Below are 21890 nucleotides of genomic sequence, written 5' to 3'. Positions count from 1 at the left end.
GAAAGGAGAATTGGAAAAAGGGTAGAAAGAATAAGGAGTATTTTTCACCTTTTAGGGGGAATATGATGTTTATTTTAGATCAATACATTGAACTATGGATTGCCTATGGCAAAAGGGAAAAAGAAGGAGAACAATTAGAAATAACAGTGCAAAATATATCCGAAACATTATTTTGTACGGAGCGTAATAGTAAATTAATAATAAAAAAATTAGAAGAACTACGTTGGATTACTTGGTTTCCAGGACGCGGGAGAGGAAATCGTTCAAAATTAATCTTTCAAAAGCAACCAATTCCACTAATTTTAGAAAAAGGAAAAGAACTAACGAAAAAAGGAGATGTGAAAAGTGGAATCTCATTTGTAGAACGCTACAGCTCACAATTTCCATCAGTAAAGGAAGAGTATAAAGTTTGGATAGATTCAATATTTGGTCATCAAATAGAACGGACACCTGAAGGAAGAAAAGACGTACTTCGTTTGCAAGTACAGATGAACCTGGACATCGCTTTAGATCCGGTTTACGCTACAATGCGCTCAGAATGTCATATGGTTAAACATATTTTTGATACACTCGTATATGTAAATGAGGAAACAAATTGTATAGAACCAAGGCTTGCTTTTCACTGGGAATATAATAATGCTGACAAGGTTTGGACATTTTATTTAAGAAAAAGCGTATATCTTCATAATGGAAAACGACTTACTGCACATCATGTTATACATTCGTTGAATCGATTTATGGAAGCTGAAAACAACCCACACGCATGGATGTTACAACATGTTGAAAATGTTCGTGCAGTGGATGAATATGTTGTTGAAATTCAATTACATACGGAAAATAGGATGTTTTTACACATGCTAAGTGCAGAACAATGTTCTATCGTACATGAAGATGAAACAGGAATCTTCATTGGTACAGGTCCTTTTATATTACGTGAGAAAAATGCACAGTTATTTGTATTAGAAGTGAATGATTTATATTATCGTGAAAGACCTTTTCTTGACCGAATTGAACTAATGAATGTAGAGCAAAATGTAAATACGTATGATGTATTAGTAAAGGCGCAGTATAAAGATAAAGAAAAGCCTAATAAAGAGTTGTCTCGGCTTGAATCGAACGTGACATATGTAACGTGTAATCTTGTAAAAGAAGGGCCAATGCAAGATGAGTTGTTTCGAAAGGCGCTATATAAAATTATTCATGGCGATAAAATTGTTCAAGAGATCGGTGGTGAACGTGGAGAAATAGCGAAGAAACTAATATTAGCAAATGAAAGCATAGTAGAGATTGAGGAAGATATTGCTAGTTTAATGAAAAGGAGTATGTATCAATATGAAGTGTTGCAACTCTACACGTTTACAGGACGAGATCACGTAGAAGATGCAATATGGATACAAAAAGAGTGTGCGAAGTACGGGATTCGTGTAGAAACTAATTTTCTTGAAATAGAAGAGCTATTGGAGATCAGTACGATACAAAAGGCTGATATGATGCATGATAGTGCAACTATTAGCGAACGAATTGAAGATAGTCTGCTATATATGTTTCTTACAAAAAATAGCTTTATTCATGGGCAAAGCAACATAGACTTTCATAAAACGTTGTCCCCGTATTTTAAACAAGAACAAGTAGAAAAAAGAGTTACATTGTTACGCGATATTGAGAACAGTTTGTTACGTCAAATTCATATTATTCCTTTATACCGCAACAAACAACAAGTAACTTCTCACGAAAAAGTACAAAATATAATGATTAATTCACAAGGGTGGATTGATTTTTATGAAATATGGTTTACATGTTGATATATAAGGGTTTTTACGCATTTTATAGGATGCGTGAGAACTCTTTTTTTTGTGTGAAATAGGGTTGTTTTACACATTGTTACGTTACTTGTGATAAAAGTTTATTTACAGCGTAACAGTGTTATGTTACATTGTTATCAGGAAGGAGTGTTATACAGTTGAGTACAGATTTAATTTCAAAAAAAGATTTATTAGAGCTAACTGGTATTTCATACGGACAGTTATATAGGTGGAAAAGAAAAAATTTAATACCGGAAGATTGGTTTGTACGAAAGTCAACATTCACGGGTCAAGAGACATTTTTTCCGAAAGAAAAGATATTAGAGCGTATTGATAAAATCCAAACGATGAAAGAAGATTTATCTCTTGATGAACTAGCGAATATGTTTTCACCGAGTGTAAGTGAAATTCTTTTAACAAAGGAAGACGTCTTACGTAAAGGGATTGCATCAGAGCCAGTTTTACAATTCTTCATAGAACAAACGAATAAAACAACAGAGTTTCAATTTGTAGATATTCTTTATGTGTATATGTTAGAAGAATTACTACAATCGGGAGAGATTAGTTTAGAAGAAGGAAAAATGGTCCTGCAAGTTTTACGTGAAAATTATGAAGCGATTAAGCATAAAACTTGTGATTTAATCATCGTTCGAAAGTTAGGGATTTCTACATGTTTCTTAGTTTCAAACGTGGATGATTTAATTTTTGAAAAAGGAACCAAAATTGTTTTACGCGAAGCGATTATGAAATATACCGAAGCATTAAAAACGAAACTGTTGTAGTGGAGGAGAAAGTATGCGTACAGATAATTTGATTATAAATGGTTACGGTTCATCGAATGGCGGCGAGTTTCATAAAGTGCAATTAAATGGAAAAGGGACTGTAACTGGAAATGTTGAATGTGACCAGTTTGAATGTAACGGTTACGGTGCCGTTACTGGAAATTTGAAAAGTAGCAATGCAAGAATTAGTGGATCGGGTAAAGTCGATGGCACAGTTCATGCAGAAACGATGCGCATTGATGGAAAAGCAACAATTACGCAAGATGTGAAGGCGAACAGTTTGAAAATTGCAGGAAAAGGTACGATAGGTGGAAATGTAACTGGTGAAGAGTTTAAAGTCAATGGTCAAGCGACGATTGATGGTAATTGTGAAGTGGATACTTTTTCTTCAGAAGGCCAATTTACAATTGGTGGATTATTAAGCGCCGATGAAATAAATATTAATATTCACGGTACATGTCGAGCGAAAGAAATTGGTGGTCAAACGATTAAAGTAAAACATAGACTAAGTACTTTTAGTAGACTGTTTAAATCAGTATTTGGTATGCAGTTAGAGGCTGAACTATTAGAAGGTGACAATATTGATATTGATTATGCTCACATAAGAACGGTAAGAGGAAACAATGTGACAGTAGGAGCGAACTGCGAGATTGAACTCATTGAATATACGGGTGTTCTGACTGTCGATAAAAGCGCAAATGTAAAAGAAATTAAGCAGGTTTAATGGGAGGGGAAAAGTAATATGGAACATCAACATAGTCTTACTGTCAATGGCTCTGGTAGTTCAGCAGGCGGGGATTATAACAAAGTGAAGATACGCGGCGAAGGAACGATTTCTAATGATATGAGTTGTAATGAATTTAAAACGTACGGAACGAGTGATGTACAAGGTAATATGAAAGTGAAAAATTATGTCGTGTATGGAGATAGTGAAGTACAAGGAAATGTAACTGCGGAATATGTAAAAATATACGGAAATACACAAATGAATAGTGATGCTCATATTGAAAAAACGAAAGTAAGAGGTATGATAGAAGTTAAAGGGAAGTTTACTGGTGATTTCGTAGATGTGAAAGGCGCTTTAAATGTGAAAGGAGATATCGAAGTTGAAGAACTATCACTAACTGGTGGTCTTGAAAGTGATGGATTACTTAATGCTGAAAATATTGAAATTTCACTTCGTTATGAAGGAAGTAAAGTGAGAGAAATCGGCGGTAAAAAGATTACTGTTCGTAAAAAAGCGAGATTTATTCCATTTACAAGTCACGCAGGAAGCCTCCAAACGTCTGTCATTGAAGGAGATGAAATTTATTTAGAGCATACTATCGCTGAAGTAGTAAGAGGTAATAACGTTACCATTGGTCCAGGGTGTGAAATTAGTGTTGTAGAATATCATACTAGTTTTAACCAAAAAGGTAATGCAGTCGTAAAAGAGCATAAACAAATATAAGTAGTACGAGGGAGAGCAAGGTTATGGTTGAGAAGAATAATAAGCTCGGCTTTGTTGTGGCGGGCTTATTGCTAGGTATTTTAATGGCATCAATGGATAATACCATTGTCGTAACGGCAATGGGAACGATCGTTGGTGACTTAGGAGGCCTTGAAAACTTTGTATGGGTCGTTTCTGCCTATATGGTCGCAGAAATGGCAGGTATGCCGATATTCGGAAAACTATCAGATATGTATGGTAGAAAAAGATTCTTTATTTTTGGTTTAATCGTCTTTATGATTGGTTCGGCACTTTGTGGTACTGCTGAAAATATTACACAGTTAGGTATTTATCGTGCCATTCAAGGTATTGGCGGCGGGGCATTAGTGCCGATCGCGTTTACTATTGTTTTTGATATTTTCCCTCCTGAAAAACGCGGGAAAATGGGTGGATTATTCGGAGCAGTATTTGGTTTATCAAGTATTTTTGGTCCGTTACTTGGTGCATATATTACAGATTACATTAGCTGGCACTGGGTATTTTACATTAACTTACCGCTTGGCGTTTTAGCACTTATTTTTATTACATTCTTTTATAAAGAATCACGAGTTCATAGAGAGCAAAAAATTGATTGGTTTGGTGCAATTACTTTAGTTGGTGCAGTAGTTTGTTTAATGTTTGCTTTAGAGCTTGGTGGACAAAAGTATGATTGGGATTCTAGCTTTATTTTAAGTTTATTTGGCGGATTCGCTATTTTAATTATTGCATTTATTTTTATTGAACGTAAAGTAGAAGAACCGATTATTTCATTTGAAATGTTTAAACAACGTTTATTTGGAATGAGTACTATAATTGCATTATGTTACGGTGCTGCATTTATGTCAGCAACTGTATACATACCGTTATTCATTCAAGGTGTATACGGCGGCACTGCAACAAACTCAGGATTATTACTTTTACCGATGATGTTAGGCTCAGTTGTAACAGCGCAATTAGGTGGATTTTTAACGACGAAGCTTAGCTACAAAAACATTATGATTATTTCTGCTGTTATTATGCTGATTGGACTATTCTTATTAAGCACATTAACGCCAGAAACAAGTCGTATATTATTAACGGTTTATATGATTATCATTGGATTTGGAGTAGGTTTCTCATTCTCTGTACTAAGTATGGCAGCTATTCACAACTTCGGTATGGAACAGCGCGGATCTGCAACTTCAACGAGTAATTTCATTCGTTCATTAGGAATGACACTTGGTATTACAATCTTCGGAATGATCCAAAGAACAGGTTTCCAAGATCAATTAGAAGAAGCATTTAAAGGGATGAGCGGAGGAATGAATACAAATGCTTTAGGAGATTCAAGAGCTATTCTATCAGAATCGGCAAGATCTCAAATCCCACCGCAAATATTAGATAAAATTATTGAAGCTCTTTCTAGTTCAATTGTTCAAACATTTATGTGGGCATTAGTACCAGCTGGTTTAGCATTCGTATTTATTTTCTTTATGGGAAATGAGCGCATGGTAATTAAGAAACAACAAACGAATAAAAAGAGCGAAACATCAAAAGCGTAATGAAAAAGCTCCTTTCCAATTGGAAGGGAGCTTTTTCGTATGTACGGATTTAGATTAGCCTTCGATAATTTCGTATTCTTCGTCTGCTAATAATAAAACTTGTGTTTTCTTACCTTTGTTTTGAACTTCGATTACATCGTATGCACCTAAGTCTCTTAGCTTGCTTTGAGAAGCGTTAACCATAACTTCCATAGAATCAATTAAGATATCTTCTTCAATGTATGATTCAGGCAATGCCATATCTTCTGTTTCTAATACACATGCATATAGATTTTGTAAGTTTTCGGCAGTTGGGTTTTGTTCCTCAACATCAATGATGTTTTTTACTGCTTCCATATTTTCTTCTTTTGCTTGGTATACTTTAATTTTAGCCATTGTTTTATTCTCCTTTATAACGTAATCGTAGAGGCTACACCTTATTATAACGTTTTTTTCATGAAAGATGAAATTGTTATATGTATTTATAGAAGAATTTATGTGTTATTACTCATTATTGACGTAATTTCACTATTAATGTGATGAGTAAGTAATTATATTCCGAGCTTAAAGTTATATTGTCCAAGCTTTTTTATAAGCCGTTCATATTATATGTATTAGATAAAATATAAAGAGAAGGGATGGAGTGTAAGTGGGTTGTGAGCCGAAACGAAATTATCGATGTTGCCAAAATAGTATTTGTGAATTTTTGCGAAATCTAGAGCCTTCTACAAAAGTTGAGAGTATTGTAATCGCCGGAAACGAAATTGTTGTATCTTATTTTCTTTCATTTAATAAGAGGAATGGAATCGTATCCTTCGTACAAGAGGACAATGAGGTTATCTTTGTAGATTGCTCGAGAATTGATGCAATTCGAATAGGAAAAGTTTGTAGCTGCAAAACGAAAGTTAAATTTATTGAAGAGGATTTTAGTCTACTTGGAAATGTTTGTCCGCAATGTTTAACGGAGGGAAGTACACTCTTTTTCGACTTTCATAATCCTGAGTTGAATGTATCACTACAAGCAAAAACAATTGATACACCTAGTTGTACTGAGTTTATAGATGAGATGGGGAATGTCGTAAAGCAAATTACTATAATAGGTGAAGCGATTGTTTCTAAAGATTTTGTTCAAGTGCCTGAACTATTAAACTTTCGATTAGTTTTATCTGATACGGATGCGAATCCTGTAAAGTTTGGAATACTGTTCATTAATTTCCCAGATCTTACGTTTATTATTCTTTTCGCATCGAGTGGATATCTCAACATCTCGAACTGTTTGAAAATCGAGAGTGGAGCTGGTAATACTGAGATAGAAGAGATGAAAAAGATGATATCGAATGATGATAATACGTACACATCAGTTGTTCAAGTGACTAAAGTATATAAAAACGGAGGAACAGAATCATTTGTTTATAAGAATGAGTTATAACATATGTATTTAAATGAACCCTTAAACTAATGTTGAGGGTTTTTACATAATAAAATATAGATTGCGAATTATTATTAAGTATATTATATGTAAACCTCTTGTTACAGGACAGCCATTTACTTATTATTAGATGTTATAATAATTTTATATTTATGAATAATTTATAATAATATGAAGTTTAGTAGAAGTTTGCTTATATGTAGAATAAAAGGACTTATGAAAAAAGTAGAAGTACATTGATTCTAACGAAAGAAGGAATGCGAATGATATATGAAGCGAATATATATACGAGAGAAAAATTAGTTACTATGTTCGAAGATTTCAATAATGTTGTTTTACTTTCTTATTTACAAGGACATATGGGCACTGCTTGGGTAAATGATCTTGAAAATCCAACAGTAGTGCAAGTTACGGTAGGGATCTTTACATTTTACGCTGGGGATTCGAATGCGAAAGAAACTGAAGAATTAATACGTAACATTCCTGATAGAATGTTAGTAATCGCAAATAGTGAAGAGTGGAAAAAACGCCTAGAAACATGTTACGAAAGAAAAATAGATAAGTTTTTACGCTATAAATTCAAACGTAATGCGGAAGTTTTTGATCGTTCAAAATTACAATCTTTTATATCTTCGCTTCCAAAAGGATACGAGTTACGAAGAATAGATGAACATATTGTAAATATCCCTACATTACATAAGGTTTCTGAAGATTTTACAAGTCAATTTCAATCAGTAGAAGATTATTTAAACCGAGGTATAGGGTATAGTATTTTGTACAACGGAGCAGTTGTATGCGGTGCATCATCATACAGCATTTATGATGATGGTATTGAAATCGAAGTGGCGACTGATCGCAATCATAGAAGAAAAGGATTGGCGACTATAGTTAGTGCAGCATTAATCTTGGATTGTTTAGAAAAAGAGATATATCCAAACTGGGATGCAGCAAATACTACATCTGCTAAACTAGCTGAAAAGCTAGGATATGTTTTTGATAAGGCGTATGATACTTATTTTGTGGATAATAGTTGAATTCGTTTTAAATAAAAGAGCAGCTAGCAAAAGCTAACTGCTCCTCTCCAAGGGAGAATGGAGAAATACAATCATGTTATTTACATTATTGACGGAACAGTAATTTTTAATCAAATAACTATATAAGTTTAGATAAAATATCTTTGATTAAACCTGATGCTCCGATAAAGAGTACTGATAGAAAAACGATTGAGAATATACTTTTTTTAGGTTTTTTAAACTCTAGGTAAATGTTAAAAATGGCACCAATTGCAACTACAATAAAGATAACGAGTCTTATTACATCTATCATGAATAACGCTCCTTTTTATTACTTAATTGTATTATATAGGAATTCGTCTTCTGATTGGTTTATTGGAATACGATTTAAGGTAACTTTAAACAAAATAATCTTTTATACGAATGTAATGTTGGGGGAAAAGGAGACGTATGTAGTAATTGTATCTCTTGTAGAAGCTGATGGTGACCAAATAAAGTACGGTTCTTAGTTAAGTGGGAGAGATAATTTATATTTTGATATACGCTCTCTTTAGGCGCACTTACAGCTTACATAATAAAACATGCTTATCATAATGATCTAAACACCAATTATATTTTTTTAGAATAATTGGATGAACAGCTTCTTTCGTAGCATCGACCTCCGTATAGCCATATTTCATATAAAACTTTTCTAATTCCTCAAAAGGAAGACAATAAACATCTTGTACTTGTAATTTATTCGCAGTTTCTACTAAAAATGAAACAAGTTCCCCAGCTAATTGTAGACCCCTAAATTGAGGGAGAATAAAAATCCCACCCATTTCTATAGTATCTTTATCTATTTGGACTAAACGACCAACACCTGCATACGAATTGTCATATGTAATGATTGCCACGATATCGCGTTTTAAATCACTGGGTACAAATCCTATCGATTTATATTGATTATTAATCCATTCTAAATCATTAGAGGTGGCTAGTTGAATACTCATTTGTATCACTCCTTTGGAAAATTCGATATATTTTTATTATACAGAATGTAAAGCGGTTAAATTTAGATGATTTTTAATAACAGTTCAAGTTTTGAAGAATAGTGCATACAATATAAAGTCTTTTCCTTTCTTCATTTAAGTTTTACGTATATAATTTAAAAGTACTATTTTTATTTTATATTTTTTATATTTATAACAGAATAGAGGTTTAAAAATGGGTGTTAAAATCATTACGGATAGTGCGGCGGATTTACCGGTAGAATTGCTGCAAGCATATGATATTGATTTAATTCCACTCCGTGTTTATGATGAAGCAGAAACAGAGTATTTAGATGGAGTTACATTAGAGTCAGTTACATTATTGCAAAAAATGAGAGAAGGCGCTGTTTATAGAACGTCATTGCCTTCACTTGAAACTTTCCAAGAAAAATTTGTTTCTTATGCAAAAGAAGGGAATCCTTGTATATATTTAGCTTTTTCATCTGAACTATCTGGTACATATCAATCGTCAGTTGTTATTAAAGAAGAAGTGAAAGAAACATATGCTGATTTAGATTTAGACATTATCGATACGAAATGTGCTTCGCTTGGTCAAGGGCTTGTCGTATTAGAAGCTGCTAAAATGGCGAAAGACGGCGCATCAAAAGAAGATATTTTAAAACGTGTCGATTTTCTAATGAACCATATAGAACATATCTTCACAGTAGCTGACTTACAGTACTTAGTGAGAGGTGGGCGTTTAAGTAAAGTAGCTGGTTTTATCGGTGGTTTACTAAACATTAAACCGATCTTAAACGTGCAAGAAGGAAAACTTGTACCACTTGAAAAGGTAAGAGGGAAAAAGAAAGTACTAAGCCGAATTGTAGATATTATGGAAGAGCGCGGAAAAGACCTTAAAGGTCAAACAATCGCTATGACTCATGGCGATGACTTAGAAACAGCTGAAGCATTAAAAGCATTAATTACTGAAAGATTTGGCTGTGAAGTATTTATCGTAAATACAATTGGAGCAGCAATCGGAGCGCATACAGGACCTGGTGCGTTAACATTGTTCTTCTTAAATGAAGTAGAGTAAAGGATTGATCTTTTGATCAATCCTTTTTAATTCTAATATAATTGTTTTATGTGGATGGAAAATATGTAATTTTATATTAGTTAGTAACTTTCTTTTTAGTAGGTATGAAGGTAGATAGGAAACCAGTGAAGGCTAGCATGAAACCAAATGTTTCAGTATCATCAACTACTAAACCATTGTTCCACTGATAAAGGAAGGATGCTAGTATTAAAAGAGTAGCGGCTCCTCCAACATATCTTACTATTTTTCGTGTTGAATCGTTTTTAGGTTTTACAATCATATTTATCATCCTTTCATATTTAATAAATAATTCGATAAACTAACGTACAGGATGTGATATTTATAATTCCTTTATTGAGTCTATTTATTAACTTTCTCTTTAATAGGTAAGAAAGTAGATAGGAAAGTAATGATAACTAGTCCAAAGCTGACTCTTTCAGTTTGATCAATTACTAAGTCATTTTTCCACTGATAAAGGAAAGAAGCGATTATTAAAAGTAAAGCAGCGCCTCCAACATATCTTACTATTTTTCGTGCGGATTCATCTTTAAATCTTACAATCATGTTTATCATCCTTTCGTTTTTATTGAATAATTCGACAAACTAATTTCTAGGATGTGATATTGATAATTCAGCTATTGAGCTCATTTACAATAGATGTCTTCCATGTACTAGGTAAATGTAATTAACCATTCGATCTATTTTAAGAATGATAGTTTACATGTAATTAAATCTTTTTCATTAAGTTTATCGTAATGCAAGTATATGATGCTGTGTTTGTTAATAACAAGTAGTAAAATTGTATGAAAAAAGTGGTCAGAAAAATCAAATTTCAACCATTATATTTAACAAGGTATCTAGAAATAATCATAATATGAATGTAAAATCAAAATGGGTGATACATTTTTTTACATTCATGAAATTATACATTTTATTTAGTATGAAAGATTAAGAAATACATAATGGCTTATTTAGTAAAAAGTATGAAATGGTTAAACAGGGAGAGTAGAGAGATGGAAATTGGGGAACGTATTCGGCAAGTTCGTATGCATAAAGGATTGACACAGGGGGAGCTCGTATCAGAAATATGCTCAGTAACCTATTTAAGTAGAATTGAGAGTGGGAAAATCAAACCATCATCTTCTTTTATAACGAAGGTTTCTAAAAAGTTAGAAGTTAAGAGCGATTATCTTATAAATGGAAATTACGAGGAGATAAAGCTTACTATTTTTAAAATATGTAATAAATATAAAAAAGATAAAAGTATTACAGAAGCTGACTTATCTTTGTTAGAATTATACGTTCGTGAAGTGGATTCAATGCATTTATTACTAAAGGTATATGGTGTACTTATATATTATCATGCCCGACAAAAAAACGTTTTACATGTAAAGTCGCTTATAGATCAAGCTTCGCAAATGATACCAAGTCAGGTCGAACTACAAGATCCAGAAGATTATATTTATTACTTAAAAGCCCGAGGTTTATATTTTTATAATAAACAAGACTACATTGCTGCGCATGATATTTATGTACAGGCAGAGAGTTTACTTGGTGTAGAAGAAACTGAACAACATGGTCATATATACTATAATTTATGTCATGTATATAAGGAGCTTTATAAAGATAAAAGTATTAGTCGTTTGTATGCCTTAAAAGCTTACAACGTATACAGAAAAAATGGTATGCAGAAAAACGTAATAAATGCACTTTTAATGCTTGCAATATTGTATATTATGGATGAGTTATATGAAAAGGCACTTGAAATTTTACAGCAAGTAGAAAAAAGTTTGGCTATTAGTGGTGATTCAAAGTATTTACCTATAATTTCATATGATTACGGGAAAATTTATCAAGGCTTAAAAGACTATACGAATGCCATTAAATACTACGAAAAAACTTTGGAATTAAGTGAATTTTTATCACAGAAAGATCAAAAAGTATATGCGTTACGAAACATGTTGGAGATTTACATAAAACTTAAAGATTGGAAAAATGTTAATAAAGTTATGAATGAAGCATTTCATTTTTTATCGATTTATGATGTGCCAATTGCATTTGTCCAACTATATGGTTTGAAAGCTAAAGTATTCAAAATACGTGGGGATTATTATGAATATGAAAAAAATATGCAAAAAGCAATTGAAGTAGGAGTAGAAAAAAACCAACAGCGTTTAGTTGCTGAATTATCCTATGAATTAGGTAACTTTTATAATGAAAATCGCTCTTATAAATTATCTGCGAAGTATTTTAAAATATCAGCTGAAAATAAAATAGATTAAAAGCAAAGTTTAGTCGGAAGCTTTTATGAATTTTAAAATTAAAGTGGTTATTCAAAAAGTAAAATGTTTTATACTTTTTGGATAACCTCCTTTTATTGGGTGAGTGATATTTATTCCAGTGGCTGTATCATTCATGTGCTTATGCTATGTGCGTTTCATTAACGGAAGTAAAGAATATCAATAAGACTTCGCTTTTAGAAATCTAAATATTTAAAGATATTAAAATTTTACCATTTCTTTTATAATTGTGTAGGGAGAAACATCTGTAACTATTTATAAAAATAGGAGGCGGCTATAAAAATGCATGAAATTGCTAAGTGGGATTTAGATCGATTGTATCCAATTGAGGATATTCTAACTCCAATATTGGGGTTGAAAGAACGATATTATGCGACAAAAGATGTAGAGATTCTTTCAAAACTTATACAAGCTATTGAAAAAGCAGACTACTATTTGTATTGCCAATCTGCTGAAGAAAGTGTTTCATCTAATATTACTATATTGACTACGGCAGTAAAAGATCTGAAAAGGGAAGTGCAGCAAGTAATACAACAAAGTGAAGTGGAAACTTCCGATAATATTAATACTAGGTTAATAAAAGATGAACTTAATGCATGGGAAAATATGTACATACAATTAAGGGGTAAAATGGAAATAGAGCACGATAATAAGCAATTATCATTTGGCCAAGCAAATAATATTGCAATGAATAGTGATAATGAAAAGGAAAGATTAGAAGTATTCGAGTTATTAACAAGTGCCTTACATAAGGAAAAAGAAATCTTTGCTACTGTCTTAAATCAAATAGGGAGATTACGCAATACAAAGAGTAATGAATTAGAAGAAAGAGAGATTTTAACGCAATCTCTACATGCGAATGGTATTTCTGAAACTGTATTATTACAAATGTGGAATGCGACAGAAGAAAATCTTGATACATTAGTAAGTGCTTTAAACGTGTGTAAGAAGGGGGAAGCTTCGATTACATGGCATGAACTTATGACCGTAAAGGAAAATAATGAGGTTAATATCCCTTTTTCAGTAGCAGTTCAAAACATATACGATACGTTTGAAAATATAGATAAAGAACTAGCAGAATTTGCACGGAATGCAATAGAGAGTGGATGGGTGGATGCGGAACCGAGAGAAAATAAACCACCTGGTGGATTTTGTGCTCCATTTTTCAGTGAAAAAGAATCACGAATCTCTATGCGTTATGACGGAAGTATCGATAGTGTAAGAGTACTTGCGCACGAACTAGGACATGCTTGGCATTTTTATAATATGAGTTTTGAGCAATCTACTTCTTTTTTAGATGATTATTTGCCAATGAGTACGGCTGAATCGGCGTCTATTTTCTTTGAAACGATACTGTTAAACTATCTAATTCAAACAACAGATAGTATAGATATGAAAAAATCATTGCTTAGTTGGAAAATAAGAAACTGTTTTAATTATGTAATGGCAATTCGGGCATCATTTGAATTTGAAAAGAATTTTTATGAAAAATGTAAAGAAGGTCCTTTAAGTGCTGATGAAATCGAGAGGTTATCTATAGTAGCACAAGAAAAAGCATACGGGAATGCATTATTAGAATATCAGCCGTTTGTTTGGATGAAATATGTTCAGTTTTATATAGCAGATTTACCTTTTTATAATTATCCATACATATTTGGGTATTTAGCTAGTTTTAGTTTATTAGAAATAGCTAAAGAAAGTAAAAGTACTTTTCATTTAAAATACAAAGAGTTTTTACGAGAAACAGGAAAAGCTCCAGTGGAAGAGCTTATGAAAAAACATTTTGAAATAGATATAACAAGTTATGCATTTTGGGATAAAGCTTATAAACAAATTTCTAAAGATATTGATGAATATTTGAGGCTTATTTAGAGTGAAAAAGGGGACAACATACATGAACAGAATAGGAATTATCGGAGCAATGCAAATTGAAATAGACTTACTTTTAGAAAAACTAGCTATACAAGAGGAACAGACGATTGCGGGAATGCCCTTTTACATTGGCGAATTCATGGGAACAGAAGTAATTATTACACGTTCTGGTGTAGGGAAAGTAAATGCAGCCGCATGTACGCAAATATTAATTCATAAATTTGATGTAGATGCTATCATCAATACGGGTGTTGCTGGAGGGTTACACCCAGATGTAAAAGTTGGTGATATCGTTATTTCAACGAATGTTACCCATCATGATGTAAATAAAACTCAAATGAAAAACTTATTCCCGTTCCAAGAAGAATTTGTCGCAAGTAAGGAATTAGTAGAGTTAGCACGTATTGCATGCGATAGTAGTAGTTTACATATGGAAGTTCATGAAGGAAGAATCGTCAGCGGTGAATGTTTTGTTGAAGATTCAAAACTAAAAGCGAAATTAATAGACGATTATGCACCACATTGTACAGAAATGGAAGGCGCAGCAATTGGACATGTTGCGCACATAAATGATATACCGTTTCTCGTTATACGATGTATTTCTGACAGTGCAGACGATGAAGCTCAAGTTTCCTATGATGATTTCGCAAGAACTGCCGCAAATTATTGTTCAGAAATTATCGTTGAGATGCTGAAAAAGATATCGAGTAATACTTATAGTTCAAAAGGAGAGAATGAAATGTTACAAGCATTAATTTTTGATATGGACGGTACGTTATTTCAAACAGATAAAATTTTAGAATTATCGTTAGATGATACATTTAATCACTTAAGATCATTACAGTTATGGGATACGGTGACACCTATTGAAAAATACCGTGAAATTATGGGTGTGCCATTACCGAAAGTTTGGGAAGCTTTATTACCGAATCATTCTCTTGAAGTAAGAGAACAAACTGATGCATATTTTTTAGAAAGACTAATTGAAAACATTAAGAGTGGAAAAGGTGCTTTATACCCGAATGTAAAAGAAATTTTCACGTATGCAAAAGAAAATAATTGTTCAATTTATATTGCTAGTAATGGTTTAACTGAATATTTACGAGCAATCGTATCTTATTATGATTTAGACCAATGGGTTACTGAAACATTTAGTATTGAACAAATAAACTCACTTAATAAAAGCGACTTAGTAAATAGTATTTTAAACAAATATAATATAAAAGAAGCAGCTGTAGTTGGGGACCGGTTATCTGATATAAACGCTGCTAAAGATAACGGCTTGATTGCGATTGGATGTAATTTTGATTTTGCACAAGAAGATGAGCTTGCTCAGGCGGATATAGTAATAGATGATTTATTGGAGTTGAAGGGGATATTTCCTGTTGTGCAGAGGTAATAAAGTCATTTAAAAAAATTATATAATTGTATAAAAAGCCTTCTTCCACTAGTGAAGTAGAATTCATTTGTGATAAATCAGTAATAGTTTGATTTATTTTAAAACTGAGTAGAGGATTATAAATTGTGCAGTTTTTTGCCAATACCTATATGTCTTATTTCACGGGGGAAAGTATGCTTAAAGATAATTTTAAAATTAGTAATATTCCTACGGTTTTATGGGGAGATAAGAGTGAAAAAATTTTTATTGCAGTACATGGAAATATGTCCAATAAGGAAGATGCAGTTATTCAAATATTAGCTGAAGCAGCCAATCAAAAAGGTTATCAAGTATTAAGCTTTGATTTACCTGAGCATGGAGATAGGAAAAATGATAATGCTCCTTGTAAAGTACAGTTTTGTGTTAGTGAATTATCTATAATCATGAATTACGCAAAAGAACATTGGAAAGAAGTAAGTGTGTTTGCATGTAGTATCGGAGCTTATTTTAGTCTTTTAGCCTATAAAAATGATGTGATAGAAAAGGCATTATTTTTATCACCAGTAGTTAATATGGAACGAATTATCGAAAATATGATGAAATGGTTTAATGTAACACCAGAACTTTTGCAAAAAGAAATGACTATAGAGACACCGATTGGTCAAAGATTATATTGGGATTATTTATGCTATGTAAAAGAACATCCTATTAATTCATGGAATACAGATACATATATTATGTACGGAGCCAAGGATGAACTGTGCGAATTTGAAACTATGAATTATTTTACAAAAAAATATCGTTGTGAATTAGAAGTCATGGAGACGGGTGAACATTACTTTCATACTGTAGAACATTTAAAGATATTTGAACAGTGGTTACACAAACATATCAATTAACAAATTATAATTTATTTTGAGTCTGTTAGAGAAGAATGATGAATATATAAACTAATACAATATTTGAGAGATATTATAAATGTATTTACTTAAACGGCTTTATTCATGACTTTTGAGTACAAATAGCTTTAAATATATAGAAGTTAAACAATTATATTATCGATTTACATCTGAAGTGAAGAAAAATCATTCTATGAATTGAATAAAGTAACAACCATAAAAATGCTCAGAATAAAATGATTCTAGAGCATTTTTATGCATTTTCACATTAAGGGGGGAATTTAATTGAAAGATATACATATTCAAGAAATAGAAAATTTGAAGAAACATGTATTCAATCATCTAGTTCAAGAGAGTGAAGAAGAAGGCTTTAACTTCCTAAAAAAATTAATAAGTGATTATGAAAATAAAATAAACACATTTAATAAAATTGGTGAATGTTTATATGGTATTTTTCAAGGGGAAAAGTTAATTGGAATAGGAGGGTTAAATGAGGATCCATATACAGAAAATAATAAGGTTGGCCGATTAAGGAGATTTTATATTTCAAAGGACTACCGTCGTATAGGGTTAGGGAACTTGTTATTAAACCGATTGTTATTTCATGCAGAAAAGTATTTTAAAGTGGTTGTTTTACATACGGATACGAAACAAGGTAATGCGTTTTATACTGCAAATGGATTTGTGAAAGGAGAATTTTATAAAGGGTCTAGTCACTTTAAAGTATTATATGAGTAAAACAAGAGACTTTATAAGCTTATAAAGTCTCTTGTTTCTATTTAATTATGTTTCACATTCATTTCTTTCAATAATCCCTTCGGATCACCTTTCACATAATAAAAATGCGGGTTGTTTTCATCATCGTAAAGCATAATATAAGGTTTTTGATTAAGCGGGAGGAGAATAAGTACTTCATCAATTGTTGTATGTAACCATTGATTTGTAATAGAAACTGGTTTAGATAAAGGGATTTTTATCATGTGACCATCTTTTGGAACGACGTTTAAGTTTTTGAATGGGCCAGTAATGGATTTAGCATATTGAACAGCTTCTTTTTGAATAGCTGGATCTAAAGATTGTTTTTGAATGACCATTTCTTTTTGACAATCAAATACTTCAATTTGTTGATTAGTATTTGCGAGCGCATTTGTTGATAATAAGAAACAAAGAAGAGTAATGACCCCGATTTTTTTAATCATGATACAACACCTCGTCTTTACTATACCCTTAAAAGGTTCAAATATTTTTCTGTCACATTGATGTAACAAAGAAGTTGTATAATACAATTGGTTTTGTTTAAAAGCAATGGAGGATCATGCATGAGAGTATTAATCGCAGATGATGAACAAGATATGTTAAGAATTTTAAAAGCTTATTTTGAGAAAGAAGGCTTCGAAGTTTTATTAGCGAAAGATGGAGAGGAAGCACTTCAAATATTTTTTGATGAAAAAATTGATTTAGCTATTTTAGATTGGATGATGCCGAAACATAGTGGTATTACTGTCTGTCAAGAAATAAAAAAGAATTCAAGCGTAAAGGTATTAATGCTTACGGCGAAAAGTGAAAGTGAAGATGAATTAGCAGCGCTTCAAAGTGGTGCAGATGAATACGTAAAAAAACCATTTCATCCAGGCGTACTCATTACGCGAGCGAAAAAGCTAATACAGCACGATGATGTCATTCAAGTTCAAGATTTGAAAATAGATTTCACTAAAAATAAAGTTTATAAAAATGACAAAGAGTTGGATATTACAAAAACAGAGCTAGAATTAATAAAGTGTTTTTTAAATCATAAAGGCATGATTTTAACTCGTAAAAAATTGTTAGATATCGTATGGGGATTTGACTATTTTGGTGAAGAGCGAACTGTTGATACACATGTAAGAAGATTACGTAAAAAAGTAGGAGAGAATATCATAAAGACGCACCGCGGGCTAGGATATAGTTTGGAGGAGCAGAGTGAATAAACTTGGAAAAAAGCTATTTCTCAGCATTTCTTTAACTGTTATTCTTATTTTTACAATCTCTTTATTATTAATTAACTATTTTTTACCGAAATATAATATTTACAAAACGCGAGAAAGCTTAGAAGGTATAACAGCACAAATACAGTCCATACCGAGTAAACAACTGGATGAAGCAATTACTAGCATTGAAAATGAAGGAAATGTTACGATTGCGTATGCATCCATAAAAGACTCAGAAGATCATATTAATGATGAATTACGAATGCAACTTTCAAGGAAAAGAGTTGCACTTAATAAACTTTGGATTACTAAAGAAGAAATAACGAAAGTAAAGCACTTCGGGCAATCGAATAAAATATATGATCAAGAGAAGATGAAATCTAGCTTTTTTGTGAAATATATTGCGAAAGACGATATGCTGATTTTGGTAGGGGTTTCGATTGCACATTCTAATGAAGTAATAAAAACGTTAAATTCATTTTATTTGTACATTTTAGGTATTACGATTTTTCTCATTATCGTCCTTGTATGGATACTTTCAACAACAATCACCAAACCATTAAAAGAATTAAGTGATGTGGCAGAAGATATTTCAAATTTGAAATTTGAACGAGCGAAAGTGAAAACGAATGATGAAATAGGGGAATTAGCTAATAGTATTAATGTCATGAGTGATAAATTACATGAGGCACATGAAGATTTAACGGATCGAAATGAACATTTAAAACGATTTATGGGTGATGTAACGCATGAATTAAAAACTCCAATCGCATTAGTAAAAGCATATTCTATGGGGATAAAAGATGGTTTAGATGATGGTACATACATAGATACTATTATTAAACAAACGGATCACATTTCGAATTTAATTGAAGAGTTATTACGATTTGCTAAACTAGAGAGAGATGTTTTACAAAAAGAACAATTTCCTATCGTATCACTAGTCCAAAGTATATTAGATAAGCATAAGATTGAACTGGAATCGAAAGAAATTGATTTGCATGTGAACTATAATGTTGGCGATGCAATTATTTATGCAGATATAAATAAAATGAAAATGGTGTTTCAAAATTTAATATCTAATGCGATAAAATATACAGCAAATCAACATATAAAAATTACTTTAGAAGAACGAAATGACAGTGTATATTTTCAAATTCAAAATGGTATGAATGTAGAACATATAAAAGATATCGATAAAATTTGGGAACCTTTTTATGTCTTAGAATCTTCTCGTAGTAAAGAACATTCCGGCACGGGACTAGGCTTAGCGATTGTGAAAAGCATCTTAGAAAGACATGGTTTTGATTATGGAGTCTCTACAATAGAGGGAGATATACGATTTTATATTAATATGAAGAATGACTAATTCAAATACTATTAGAAACATCGTCTATTATTAGGCGATGTTTTTTATTGATTATATGAGAGTAGTAAATCAGAATATATAACTTCGAAAGCTCGTTTAAATGGTGCTCTACCAATTTTTCAAGTTATTGCATGAAATATAAACTGAATTTTCAGTGATTTTATCGTATAGTAAAAAGGAGACATATATGGGGAGGAAAGAATATGGGGAAAAAGAAAATAGCAATTACATTATCGACAATCGTATCTTTATCAGTTACATCAGGAGTTTCTAGTATGACTGCGTATGCAGACAAGAAAGAAACAAACTACATAAATGAGAATGACGTGAAGTTAAATGGGAAAGTTGCAGAAGGACTACAATCGAATACGAAGATCGAATTAGAAAATGGGATGACAAAGCCGATTTACTCGCTTGATGAAGCAATTATCGAAAATCTATTTGTAGAGACGGAAGTTGATAGTGATCGAGATGGAAAAAAGGATCGTGTATCAGTAAAGGTTATGCGTCCAAAAACAGATCCTAATGTGAAAGTGCCCGTTATATATGAAATGAGCCCATATCGAGCTGGTTTAAAAGATGTTCCTGTATATAATGTAGATGAAGAATTGTATGCGTATGAAAGCAAACCGTATGGGGCTGTTAATCTTGGTTCATACGGCAATTATTATGTACCAAGAGGCTATGCGGTCATTTTAGGTGAAAGTATTGGAACTGGAAAGTCAGACGGATGTCCAACTACTGGGGATGAGCAAGAAATATTAGGGACAAAATCTGTTATTGATTGGGTAAATGGACGTGCGAAAGCATATACAGAAAATGGTGAGGAAGTTAAGGCTGATTGGTCAACAGGAAATGTAGGTATGACAGGAGTATCTTATAATGGTACGTTACCGAATGCTGTTGCGACGACTGGTGTTGAAGGGTTAAAAACAATTATTCCAATCGCAGCGATTAGTAGTTGGTATGATTATTATCGTGCAAACGGTGCAGTCATTGCGCCAGGTGGATACCAAGGAGAAGATACAGATAATATGGCAGAAGCAGTACTAACAAGAGAAAATCCTGAAGTTTGCGGACAAGTAATAAAAGAGTTAACAACTGGCCAGGATCGGAAAACTGGTAATTATAATGATTTTTGGGATAAACGTAATTATGTAAAAGATGCTAAAAAAGTAAAAGCAAGCGTATTTGTTGTTCATGGTTTAAATGATTGGAATGTTAAGACGAAGCAGTTCGCACAATGGTGGGATGCACTTGGAGAAAATAATGTTCCTCGTAAAATGTGGTTACATCAAGGTGGACACGGTGGGACTTCAACGAATGACTGGCAAAAAACACAAAATAAATGGCTCGATTATTGGTTATATGGAATTGAAAATGGAATTATGAATGAACCAATGGTTGATGTACAACGTGAAAATAAAACTTGGGAAAAATTAAAAAACTGGCCGGATCCATCGGCTGTGCCGTCAAAAGTTCGTATGTATTTAAGTAACAAAGCAGTTAATTTACCACTAAGTATGGGCTCTGCAAATAAAGTTTTCTCATTCGTAGATGATGCAAAACTGAAATCAAATCAATTAATAGCAAACCCAGAATTAGAAGTAGCAAATCGATTAGTGTATACAATGCCGGTATTACAAAAAGATATGAGAATAAGCGGGACACCAAAGATTTCAATTACAGGAAATATTGATCGTCCTGTATCAAATTTAACAGCATTACTTGTTGATTATGGCGGAGCAAAGCCTGAAATTGTTACGAGAGGTTGGATGGATCCTCAAAACTTAAATAGTATAAAAGATTCAACAGCACTTAAACCAGGTAAAGATTATACATTCACATGGGACATGCAGCCAGATGATTATGTATTTAAAGCGGGGCATCAAATAGGGGTTGTTTTACTCGCTAGTGACTATGATTATACAATTAGACCGAAAGCGGGAACGAATCTTACAGTGAAATTAAGTGAAGTGACATTGCCAATTGTGAAATAAATAGTTACGGATAAAGAGCTTACT

Annotated in this window: 22 protein-coding genes; 17 read left to right on the top strand and 5 right to left on the bottom strand. The window is 32.4% G+C overall.

The window, feature by feature from the left end; translation table 11 throughout:
* The first annotated feature begins 65 nt into the window (after positions 1 to 65).
* The 5 genes from MR115_RS02795 to MR115_RS02775 all read left to right on the top strand — a co-directional run bounded on the left by MR115_RS02795 (position 66) and on the right by MR115_RS02775 (position 5593).
* The gene (locus MR115_RS02795; protein WP_132132534.1) at positions 66 to 1802 is read left to right on the top strand and encodes an ABC transporter substrate-binding protein; all 1737 of its coding nucleotides are present in this window, start codon (positions 66 to 68) and stop codon (positions 1800 to 1802) included.
* Between the two features lie 158 nt (positions 1803 to 1960).
* A complete protein-coding gene (locus MR115_RS02790) occupies positions 1961 to 2584 on the top strand; it encodes a YhbD family protein (RefSeq protein ID WP_000102259.1) in 624 nt (207 codons plus the stop codon).
* 13 nt (positions 2585 to 2597) lie between these two features.
* Positions 2598 to 3308, top strand: coding sequence for a bactofilin family protein (locus MR115_RS02785; protein ID WP_242239774.1), 711 nt, complete (start codon positions 2598 to 2600; stop codon positions 3306 to 3308).
* Positions 3309 to 3326: 18 nt separating this feature from the next.
* A complete protein-coding gene (locus tag MR115_RS02780) occupies positions 3327 to 4034 on the top strand; it encodes a cytoplasmic protein (RefSeq protein WP_063259962.1) in 708 nt (235 codons plus the stop codon).
* Between the two features lie 23 nt (positions 4035 to 4057).
* Entirely contained in the window at positions 4058 to 5593 is a 1536-nt protein-coding gene (locus MR115_RS02775; RefSeq protein ID WP_242239772.1) for an MDR family MFS transporter, read from the top strand.
* 54 nt (positions 5594 to 5647) lie between these two features.
* On the opposite strand, the gene MR115_RS02770 is transcribed toward MR115_RS02775, so the two are convergent.
* The gene (locus tag MR115_RS02770; RefSeq protein ID WP_001062734.1) at positions 5648 to 5968 is read right to left on the bottom strand and encodes a hypothetical protein; all 321 of its coding nucleotides are present in this window, start codon (positions 5966 to 5968) and stop codon (positions 5648 to 5650) included.
* A 253-nt stretch (positions 5969 to 6221) separates the two neighbouring features.
* Between MR115_RS02770 and MR115_RS02765 the strand changes: the two genes are divergently transcribed.
* From MR115_RS02765 to MR115_RS02755, 3 genes are all read left to right on the top strand, one after another.
* Positions 6222 to 7001 (top strand): BC_2878 family exosporium-associated protein, encoded by a 780-nt coding sequence (locus tag MR115_RS02765; RefSeq protein WP_242239770.1) that lies wholly within the window; start codon positions 6222 to 6224, stop codon positions 6999 to 7001.
* A gap of 263 nt (positions 7002 to 7264) precedes the next feature.
* Positions 7265 to 8035 carry a GNAT family N-acetyltransferase gene (locus tag MR115_RS02760; RefSeq protein ID WP_061679681.1) on the top strand — a complete coding sequence of 257 codons (771 nt, stop codon included), beginning with the start codon at positions 7265 to 7267 and terminating at the stop codon, positions 8033 to 8035.
* Positions 8036 to 8274: 239 nt separating this feature from the next.
* Positions 8275 to 8523, top strand: coding sequence for a hypothetical protein (locus MR115_RS02755; RefSeq protein ID WP_186369186.1), 249 nt, complete (start codon positions 8275 to 8277; stop codon positions 8521 to 8523).
* Positions 8524 to 8574: 51 nt separating this feature from the next.
* Here MR115_RS02755 and MR115_RS02750 read toward each other — a convergent pair whose 3' ends face one another.
* Complete coding sequence (locus tag MR115_RS02750; RefSeq protein ID WP_242239767.1) at positions 8575 to 9006, bottom strand: GNAT family N-acetyltransferase; 432 nt, start codon at positions 9004 to 9006, stop codon at positions 8575 to 8577.
* Between the two features lie 214 nt (positions 9007 to 9220).
* Here MR115_RS02750 and MR115_RS02745 point away from each other — a divergent pair, with 214 nt between their 5' ends.
* Positions 9221 to 10081, top strand: coding sequence for a DegV family protein (locus MR115_RS02745; protein ID WP_242239765.1), 861 nt, complete (start codon positions 9221 to 9223; stop codon positions 10079 to 10081).
* Between the two features lie 76 nt (positions 10082 to 10157).
* Here MR115_RS02745 and MR115_RS02740 read toward each other — a convergent pair whose 3' ends face one another.
* Entirely contained in the window at positions 10158 to 10361 is a 204-nt protein-coding gene (locus MR115_RS02740) for a hypothetical protein (RefSeq protein ID WP_098208896.1), read from the bottom strand.
* Positions 10362 to 10441: 80 nt separating this feature from the next.
* Positions 10442 to 10645 carry a hypothetical protein gene (locus MR115_RS02735; RefSeq protein ID WP_016129684.1) on the bottom strand — a complete coding sequence of 68 codons (204 nt, stop codon included), beginning with the start codon at positions 10643 to 10645 and terminating at the stop codon, positions 10442 to 10444.
* A gap of 449 nt (positions 10646 to 11094) precedes the next feature.
* Between MR115_RS02735 and MR115_RS02730 the strand changes: the two genes are divergently transcribed.
* The 5 genes from MR115_RS02730 to MR115_RS02710 all read left to right on the top strand — a co-directional run bounded on the left by MR115_RS02730 (position 11095) and on the right by MR115_RS02710 (position 17268).
* On the top strand, positions 11095 to 12363 hold the full coding sequence (locus MR115_RS02730; RefSeq protein WP_242239763.1) for a helix-turn-helix domain-containing protein: 1269 nt from the start codon (positions 11095 to 11097) through the stop codon (positions 12361 to 12363).
* 300 nt (positions 12364 to 12663) lie between these two features.
* Positions 12664 to 14253, top strand: a complete 1590-nt coding sequence (locus MR115_RS02725; RefSeq protein WP_242239761.1) for a M3 family metallopeptidase — start codon at positions 12664 to 12666, stop codon at positions 14251 to 14253.
* Positions 14254 to 14275: 22 nt separating this feature from the next.
* Positions 14276 to 15652: a 5'-methylthioadenosine/adenosylhomocysteine nucleosidase gene (locus MR115_RS02720; RefSeq protein WP_242239759.1), complete on the top strand. Its 1377-nt coding sequence runs from the start codon at positions 14276 to 14278 to the stop codon at positions 15650 to 15652.
* A 173-nt stretch (positions 15653 to 15825) separates the two neighbouring features.
* Positions 15826 to 16530: an alpha/beta hydrolase gene (locus MR115_RS02715; protein WP_242239757.1), complete on the top strand. Its 705-nt coding sequence runs from the start codon at positions 15826 to 15828 to the stop codon at positions 16528 to 16530.
* Between the two features lie 285 nt (positions 16531 to 16815).
* Positions 16816 to 17268 carry a GNAT family N-acetyltransferase gene (locus MR115_RS02710; protein WP_242239755.1) on the top strand — a complete coding sequence of 151 codons (453 nt, stop codon included), beginning with the start codon at positions 16816 to 16818 and terminating at the stop codon, positions 17266 to 17268.
* A 41-nt stretch (positions 17269 to 17309) separates the two neighbouring features.
* Here MR115_RS02710 and MR115_RS02705 read toward each other — a convergent pair whose 3' ends face one another.
* The gene (locus MR115_RS02705; RefSeq protein ID WP_242239751.1) at positions 17310 to 17729 is read right to left on the bottom strand and encodes a hypothetical protein; all 420 of its coding nucleotides are present in this window, start codon (positions 17727 to 17729) and stop codon (positions 17310 to 17312) included.
* A gap of 120 nt (positions 17730 to 17849) precedes the next feature.
* Here MR115_RS02705 and MR115_RS02700 point away from each other — a divergent pair, with 120 nt between their 5' ends.
* From MR115_RS02700 to MR115_RS02690, 3 genes are all read left to right on the top strand, one after another.
* Complete coding sequence (locus MR115_RS02700; RefSeq protein ID WP_061679693.1) at positions 17850 to 18497, top strand: response regulator transcription factor; 648 nt, start codon at positions 17850 to 17852, stop codon at positions 18495 to 18497.
* On the top strand, positions 18490 to 19866 hold the full coding sequence (locus MR115_RS02695) for a sensor histidine kinase (RefSeq protein ID WP_242239749.1): 1377 nt from the start codon (positions 18490 to 18492) through the stop codon (positions 19864 to 19866). The genes MR115_RS02700 and MR115_RS02695 overlap by 8 nt, the downstream gene beginning before the upstream one ends.
* A 203-nt stretch (positions 19867 to 20069) precedes the next feature.
* Positions 20070 to 21866 (top strand): Xaa-Pro dipeptidyl-peptidase, encoded by a 1797-nt coding sequence (locus tag MR115_RS02690; RefSeq protein ID WP_242239747.1) that lies wholly within the window; start codon positions 20070 to 20072, stop codon positions 21864 to 21866.
* Positions 21867 to 21890 lie beyond the last annotated feature (24 nt).

The organism is Bacillus cereus group sp. BfR-BA-01309 (genome assembly GCF_022664315.1).
In the GTDB taxonomy this organism is placed as follows: Bacteria; Bacillota; Bacilli; order Bacillales; family Bacillaceae_G; genus Bacillus_A; species Bacillus_A mobilis.
This window is presented reverse-complemented; position numbering and strand designations above follow the sequence as displayed.

Coding starts and splice junctions, on each gene's coding strand:
- MR115_RS02755 (WP_186369186.1), top strand. CDS start 8,275: ATGGCACCAATTGCAACTACAATAAAGATAACGAGTCTTATTACATCT.
- MR115_RS02730 (WP_242239763.1), top strand. CDS start 11,095: ATGGAAATTGGGGAACGTATTCGGCAAGTTCGTATGCATAAAGGATTG.
- MR115_RS02735 (WP_016129684.1), bottom strand. CDS start 10,645: ATGATTGTAAGATTTAAAGATGAATCCGCACGAAAAATAGTAAGATAT.
- MR115_RS02715 (WP_242239757.1), top strand. CDS start 15,826: ATGCTTAAAGATAATTTTAAAATTAGTAATATTCCTACGGTTTTATGG.
- MR115_RS02745 (WP_242239765.1), top strand. CDS start 9,221: ATGGGTGTTAAAATCATTACGGATAGTGCGGCGGATTTACCGGTAGAA.
- MR115_RS02705 (WP_242239751.1), bottom strand. CDS start 17,729: ATGATTAAAAAAATCGGGGTCATTACTCTTCTTTGTTTCTTATTATCA.
- MR115_RS02770 (WP_001062734.1), bottom strand. CDS start 5,968: ATGGCTAAAATTAAAGTATACCAAGCAAAAGAAGAAAATATGGAAGCA.
- MR115_RS02720 (WP_242239759.1), top strand. CDS start 14,276: ATGAACAGAATAGGAATTATCGGAGCAATGCAAATTGAAATAGACTTA.
- MR115_RS02780 (WP_063259962.1), top strand. CDS start 3,327: ATGGAACATCAACATAGTCTTACTGTCAATGGCTCTGGTAGTTCAGCA.
- MR115_RS02775 (WP_242239772.1), top strand. CDS start 4,058: ATGGTTGAGAAGAATAATAAGCTCGGCTTTGTTGTGGCGGGCTTATTG.
- MR115_RS02725 (WP_242239761.1), top strand. CDS start 12,664: ATGCATGAAATTGCTAAGTGGGATTTAGATCGATTGTATCCAATTGAG.
- MR115_RS02795 (WP_132132534.1), top strand. CDS start 66: ATGTTTATTTTAGATCAATACATTGAACTATGGATTGCCTATGGCAAA.
- MR115_RS02700 (WP_061679693.1), top strand. CDS start 17,850: ATGAGAGTATTAATCGCAGATGATGAACAAGATATGTTAAGAATTTTA.
- MR115_RS02690 (WP_242239747.1), top strand. CDS start 20,070: ATGGGGAAAAAGAAAATAGCAATTACATTATCGACAATCGTATCTTTA.
- MR115_RS02750 (WP_242239767.1), bottom strand. CDS start 9,006: ATGAGTATTCAACTAGCCACCTCTAATGATTTAGAATGGATTAATAAT.
- MR115_RS02760 (WP_061679681.1), top strand. CDS start 7,265: ATGATATATGAAGCGAATATATATACGAGAGAAAAATTAGTTACTATG.
- MR115_RS02785 (WP_242239774.1), top strand. CDS start 2,598: ATGCGTACAGATAATTTGATTATAAATGGTTACGGTTCATCGAATGGC.
- MR115_RS02740 (WP_098208896.1), bottom strand. CDS start 10,361: ATGATTGTAAAACCTAAAAACGATTCAACACGAAAAATAGTAAGATAT.